Source organism: Streptomyces sp. NPDC052301, assembly GCF_044593395.1.
Taxonomy (GTDB): domain Bacteria; phylum Actinomycetota; class Actinomycetes; order Streptomycetales; family Streptomycetaceae; genus Streptomyces.
Window position 1 is genome coordinate 372824 of record NZ_JBIUBE010000003.1, and the last position, 6000, is coordinate 378823.

The following is a 6000-nucleotide window of genomic DNA, read 5'->3' on the forward strand; positions in this document are numbered from 1 at the left end:
CCGCGTCCTGTTGGGCCGTGCGGGTGGACCCTCTCCGGGGTTCCGGGGGCGTGGCCCCGCCGTGTGGCACGGTCGCCTCCGACGAGCCACGCGGAAGGGCGACGCACACATGGCCAAGGTCGGACGGGTTGTCGCGGTTCTCCTGCTGGCGGCGCTGCCGGGCACGACGACGGTGGCCGTCGCCGAACCGGCGGCCCCGCCGCGCTGGACCGGCAGCTGGGAGACCGCCCCGTCCGGAACCACTCCCGCGCTGCCCGGCGCCGCCGTCCGCAACGTCGTCCACCTCAGCGTCGGCGGCACCGCGGTGCGGGTCCGGCTCAGCAACCGGCTCGGCACCACGCCGCTGCGGCTCGGCGCGGTCACCGTCGCCCTGCGCTGGGCCACCGGTCCCGGCGCGGAGCCCGGCACCCTGCGCACCGCCACCTTCGGCGGGGCGTCCACGGTCACCGTCCCGCCCGGCGAGGACATGGTCTCCGACCCGGTGCAGCTGTCCGTGGCCGCGGGCGCCGACCTCCTCGTCACCGTCTACACCCCCGACGACGACGGACCCGCGACGTTCCACCAGACCGCCCTGCAGACCAGCTATCTCGCCCCGGCCGGCGCGGGCCGGGCCGCCGACGAGGCCGGGACCGCGTACACGACCACCATCAGCCGCTGGTACTACGTCACCGGCGTCGACGTCCTCGGCACCGCCGCGGGCAGTGTCGTCGCGTTCGGCGACTCCCTCACCGACGGACACGGCTCCACCCCCGACACCAACCACCGCTGGCCCGACCGGCTCGCCGAGCGACTGCGCCGGGACCGGCTCGGCGTGCTCAACGCGGGCATCGGCGGCAACCGGCTGCTGCGCGACGGCGTCGGCCCGCGCGCCCTCACCCGGCTGGACGCCGACGCCCTGGACCGGGCCGGGGTCCGGCTGCTCGTCGTCTGGGAGGGCGTCAACGACATCAAGGGCACACCGGTGGCCGACGACGTCACCGCCTACGCCGACGCCTACCGCACACTCGTCGCCCGTGCCCACGCCCGCGGCATCCGGGTCGTCGGCGTCACCCTCACCCCGTACGGCGGCTTCCCCGCCCACACCGACGCCGGCGAGGCCGTACGCCGTCAGGTGAACGCCTTCATCCGCACCGGCGGCGCCTTCGACGCGGTCGCCGACGCGGACACCGCCGTGCGCGACCCGGCGGACCCGACCCGCATCCGCGCGGCCTACGACCCCGGCGACCACCTGCACTTCAACGACGCGGGCATGGCCGCCGTCGCCGAGACCGTGCGCGCCGCGCTCACCGCGCACCGGTGACGGCCCGGCCCGCCGGCACCGCCGTGGAGCACTGTCCGGGCGAGCCGGCGGGCGGCTACGAGCGGGACACCCAGCCGCGTTCGCGGGCGTGCCAGCCCAGTTGCAGCCGGGTCGACACCCCGGCCAGCTCCATCAGCCGTTTCACCCGGCGCTGCACGGTCCGCAGGCCCAGGTCGAGCTGCTTGGCCACGCTCGCGTCGGTCAGCCCGGCCAGCAGCAGCGACAGCACCTCCAGATCGGTGCCGTCCGGGCCGTCCGGCCGCTCCTCCGTCACCCCCGACGGCGCCCAGACGCAGTGGCAGCGCCTCCCGCCACACCGACTCGAACAGCCCGGACAGCAGCTCCAGCAGACCGTCGGCGTGCACCACCAGCGCGGCCGGTTCCGCCGCCCGTGAGGTTCCTCCCGTTGGGGGGGGGACCGTCCGGCGGCCGTCCACCGTCTGTCGTACGGCAGTTCGGAGGTTCACTCGATGCGCCGTTCGAGGCGGGCGCGGGCGCCGTATTTTCCCGATGCCCCGTTTCCCCGCGGCCCGCGCGGTGGACAATCAGGGGCATGAGCCAGCAGGGGGGAAGTCCCGCCCGTCGGGACGACGACTGGTGGGGGCAGCTGTACGACGACTCCGCCGAGGACACCGGATCGACGGCCGCACCCGATTCCCTGGACGACCGCTTCACCTCGGCGCGCAACGCGGTGGCGGGACGGCCGGCGCAGCCGCCGCCCCCTGACGGGGCACCGGTCACCGGGGGCGAGAGCGCGGACGACAGCGGATCACCGCCACCTCCGGAGCCGTCCGTCCCGGCCCAGCGCACGGCCACGGCCCCGCCCGGTACCCCGCCGACCGGAGGAACGGAACCCGTCGAGCCGCCGGAAGCGGTCACGGAGCCTCCCGCGCTCGCCGTGCCTGCGGAGGGCGCCCCGGGGGAAGCGCCGGAGCCGGTCGCCCGGCCGGCCGCGCCCACCGGATCTCCCGCGCCGCCCACCGGACCACCCGCGCCCACCGAGCCTCCCGGAACGCCCGCCACCTCCCTCGACTACGTCGGCTCCGGGCCCCCCACCTACGACCCCGAGCCCACCGCGCTCCCGGCCGCCGACCCGGACGAGCTGGGCGAGCTCGTCGCGGACACCGTGCTGGACGGCGCCCGGTACGGGACGTGCACGCTGCGGGCCGTGTCGATGCGCGGGGACTCGGCGCGGTACCGGGGCGAGCCGCGCCGGGACGCGCTGCTCACCGCGCGGTTCGGCACGGGGGAGCAGACGCTGGTCCTGGTCGCGACGGCGACCGGCGCCCGGGGCACGCCGGGCGCGCACCTGGCGGCGGCCGAGGCGTGCCGGTGGATCGGGCGGGCCGTCGGCCGCAGCCACCAGCGGCTCGTGGCGGACGTCCGGGCGGGCCGGCGCGGCGACCTGAAGTCGGGGCTGCACCGGCTGACCGACCGCACCCTCGGCAGACTCCGCGCGAGCGCCGCCGAGCAGGGCATCGACCCCGAGGAGTACACGGCAGGGCTGCGCTGCCTGCTGCTGCCCGCCGACCCGGACTGCCGCACGCGCGTGTTCTTCGGCGTCGGCGAGGGCGGACTGTTCCGGCTGCGGGACGGCGAGTGGCAGGACATCGAGCCGCGGCCGCCGGCCACCGGCACCGCCGGCGCACCCGCCGTCGGCCCCGGCGCACGGCCGGAGCGGACCCCGGAGGGCGACCGGCTCACCATGGACCTCGGCATCCCGACCCCGCCGAGCCCGTTCGAGCAGGCGGGTCCTCCCGCCGAGCCGCCCCGCGAACCGTTCCGGTTCCGCGCCTCGGTAGCCCGCCCGGGTGATGCGCTGGTGATGTGCAGCGCGGGCCTGGCCGAGCCGCTGCGCGGTGAGCCCGCCCTCTGCGCCTACCTGGCCCGCCGCTGGTCCGGCCGTGCCGCGCCCGGTCTCGCCGCGTTCCTCGCCGACGCCCAGGTGCGGGTGAAGGGGTACGCCGACGACCGTACGGCGGCGGCCGTGTGGGAGGCGTGACCGCCGCCCCTGTGACTTGATGGGACGACAGGGTCGTACCCGGACAGCGAAGGGGCAGACGGCAGCCATGGCCAAACAGAACGTCGCCGAGCAGTTCGTCGACATCCTCGTCCGCGCCGGGGTGCGCCGTCTGTACGGCGTCGTCGGAGACAGCCTGAACCCGGTCGTGGACGCCGTCCGCCGCAACGCCGCCATCGACTGGGTCCACGTCCGCCACGAGGAGACCGCCGCCTTCGCGGCCGGCGCGGAGGCCCAGGTCACCGGGGAGCTGGCGGCCTGCGCCGGTTCCTGCGGTCCGGGCAACCTGCACCTGATCAACGGCCTGTACGACGCGCACCGCTCCATGGCCCCGGTGCTCGCGCTCGCCTCGCACATCCCGTCGAGCGAGATCGGGCTCGGCTTCTTCCAGGAGACCCACCCGGACCGGCTGTTCCAGGAGTGCAGCCACTACAGCGAGTTGATCTCCAGCCCGCGGCAGATGCCCCGGCTGCTGCAGACCGCCATCCAGCACGCGGTCGGCCGCAGCGGGGTCAGCGTGGTGGCGCTGCCCGGTGACATCGCCGACCAACCGGCTCCGGAGAAGGCCCCGCAGAGCGCCCTCGTCACCTCCCGGCCCACCGTCCGGCCCGGCGACGCCGAGATCGACGCCCTGGTGGAGATGATCGACGCGGCCGGGAAGGTCACCCTGTTCTGCGGCGCGGGCACGGCCGGCGCGCACGCCGAGGTGATGGAGTTCGCGGAGAAGATCAAGTCACCGGTGGGACACGCCCTGCGCGGCAAGGAGTTCATCCAGTACGACAACAAGTTCGACGTCGGCATGAGCGGACTGCTCGGCTACGGCGCCGCCTACGAGGCCACCCACGAGTGCGATCTGCTGATCCTGCTGGGGACCGACTTCCCGTACAACGCCTTCCTGCCCGACGACGTGCGGATCGCGCAGGTCGACGTACGGCCCGAGGTGCTCGGCCGCCGTTCCCGGCTGGACCTCGCCGTCTGGGGGGACGTCCGGGAGACGCTGCGCTGTCTGATCCCGCGGGTGAAGGAGAAGACGAACAGGCGTTTCCTCGACCGGATGCTGAAGAAACACGCCGACGCGCTGGAGGGCGTCGTCAAGGCGTACACGAGGAAGGTCGACAAGCACGTCCCGATCCACCCCGAGTACGTGGCCGCGGTCGTCGACGAGATCGCCGACGACGACGCCGTGTTCACGGTCGACACGGGCATGTGCAACGTCTGGGCGGCGCGGTACATCTCGCCCAACGGGCGGCGCCGGATCATCGGTTCGTTCTCGCACGGCTCCATGGCGAACGCGCTGCCCATGGCGATCGGAGCCCAGTTCACCGACCGGCGCCGGCAGGTGGTCTCCCTGTCCGGCGACGGCGGATTCTCCATGCTGATGGGCGACTTCCTGACGCTCGTGCAGTACGACCTCCCCGTGAAGGTCGTCCTGTTCGACAACTCGTCGCTGGGGATGGTGGAGTTGGAGATGCTGGTCGCCGGGCTGCCCTCGTACGGCACCACCAACAACAACCCCGACTTCGCCGCCGTCGCGCGGGCCTGCGGCGCCTACGGGGTGCGGGTGGAGAAGCCCAAGCAGCTCGCCGGCGCCCTGAAGGACGCCTTCCGGCACAAGGGCCCGGCCCTGGTGGACGTCGTCACCGATCCCCAGGCCCTGTCCATCCCGCCGAAGATCAGCGCCGAGATGGTCACCGGGTTCGCCCTGTCCGCGTCGAAGATCGTGCTGGACGGCGGAGTCGGCCGCATGCTCCAGATGGCCCGCACCAACCTGCGCAACGTGCCACGGCCCTGACCCGCCGGACGCCTCACCCGGTGATCGGTTTTCGGCCACTTTCACGGCATGTGACGGCATGCCGACAGCCGGTGCCGGGCGCATCTGCCCTGCCCTGACGGGACGTCCGGCGCGCCCAGAGGTGTGCGGGAGGCCCGGGGCGCGGTTGCGGCGCGGCCCGGCGGCCGGCCCCGACACCGTACGGCCGTGGCCGAACCGCCTGTCATCGGGCCGGGGCCAGGACTGCCCGGGAGTCTGCTGGGCAAGCATCCCCCGTGAACGTGTTCGACCAGGAGGGGCAGGGACCGGCGGCGTGCGGGCGGGGGTCATGAAGAGGCAGGCGCGAGGGGGCGGCCCGGGGACCATAGGGGCGTTCCCGGCGAAGGCGGGGGAAGAGGCCGACACCATCACGGAACACGCGCACCGGCTCCGGCGCAGGCTGGGCCGGGCGGATCTGAGGGCGGTGCCCGAGGCGCGCCGGGAACTGCGCGCACTGCTGCGGCACTGGGGCAAGCCGGGCCGCTCGGAGATCGCCGAACTGCTCGCCAGCGAACTCGTCACCAACGCGCTCCTCCACACCGACGACGAGGCGGTCCTCACCGCCGTCGTCGAACCGGGCGGACTGCGCGTGGAGGTGCGGGACTTCACGGGCCGCAGACCCGAACTGCGCGCCCCGGACGCGGAGGACGACACCCACGGCCGGGGCCTGGTGCTCGTGCAGTCCCTCGCGGACGCCTGGGGCGTACGGCCGCACGGGGTCGGCAAGTCGGTCTGGTTCGAGCTGGGCGCCGAGGCCGCGTGAACACGGACGGGGGGGGGGGGGGGGGGGGGGGGGGGGGGGCCCCCCCCCCCCCCCCCCCCGGGGGGGGCGCCGGGGGGGGCGCCAAGGCAGGGGGGGAGGGGGGTGAG

4 protein-coding genes and 1 pseudogene are annotated in these 6000 nt (G+C 74.9%); 4 read left to right on the forward strand and 1 reads right to left on the reverse strand.

The window, feature by feature from the left end; all coding sequences use genetic code 11:
* Positions 1–109: 109 nt before the first annotated feature.
* Positions 110–1300, forward strand: coding sequence for an SGNH/GDSL hydrolase family protein (locus ACIHEJ_RS08930; protein ID WP_400133379.1), 1191 nt, complete (start codon positions 110–112; stop codon positions 1298–1300).
* Positions 1301–1355: 55 nt separating this feature from the next.
* Here the strand turns inward: ACIHEJ_RS08930 and ACIHEJ_RS08935 are convergent.
* Positions 1356–1698, reverse strand: a pseudogene (locus tag ACIHEJ_RS08935) (helix-turn-helix transcriptional regulator); the annotation flags it as partial.
* A gap of 155 nt (positions 1699–1853) precedes the next feature.
* On the opposite strand from ACIHEJ_RS08935, the gene ACIHEJ_RS08940 reads away from it, so the two are divergent.
* The 3 genes from ACIHEJ_RS08940 to ACIHEJ_RS08950 all read left to right on the forward strand — a co-directional run bounded on the left by ACIHEJ_RS08940 (position 1854) and on the right by ACIHEJ_RS08950 (position 5893).
* Positions 1854–3302 carry a protein phosphatase 2C domain-containing protein gene (locus tag ACIHEJ_RS08940; protein ID WP_400133381.1) on the forward strand — a complete coding sequence of 483 codons (1449 nt, stop codon included), beginning with the start codon at positions 1854–1856 and terminating at the stop codon, positions 3300–3302.
* A 67-nt stretch (positions 3303–3369) separates the two neighbouring features.
* Complete coding sequence (locus ACIHEJ_RS08945) at positions 3370–5112, forward strand: pyruvate dehydrogenase (protein ID WP_400133382.1); 1743 nt, start codon at positions 3370–3372, stop codon at positions 5110–5112.
* A 307-nt stretch (positions 5113–5419) separates the two neighbouring features.
* A complete protein-coding gene (locus ACIHEJ_RS08950; RefSeq protein WP_400133384.1) occupies positions 5420–5893 on the forward strand; it encodes an ATP-binding protein in 474 nt (157 codons plus the stop codon).
* Positions 5894–6000 lie beyond the last annotated feature (107 nt).

What these genes read in the sequence shown, in the direction of transcription:
- ACIHEJ_RS08950 (WP_400133384.1), top strand. Translation starts at nt 5,420, where the DNA reads ATGAAGAGGCAGGCGCGAGGGGGCGGCCCGGGGACCATAGGGGCGTTC.
- ACIHEJ_RS08930 (WP_400133379.1), top strand. Translation starts at nt 110, where the DNA reads ATGGCCAAGGTCGGACGGGTTGTCGCGGTTCTCCTGCTGGCGGCGCTG.
- ACIHEJ_RS08945 (WP_400133382.1), top strand. Translation starts at nt 3,370, where the DNA reads ATGGCCAAACAGAACGTCGCCGAGCAGTTCGTCGACATCCTCGTCCGC.
- ACIHEJ_RS08940 (WP_400133381.1), top strand. Translation starts at nt 1,854, where the DNA reads ATGAGCCAGCAGGGGGGAAGTCCCGCCCGTCGGGACGACGACTGGTGG.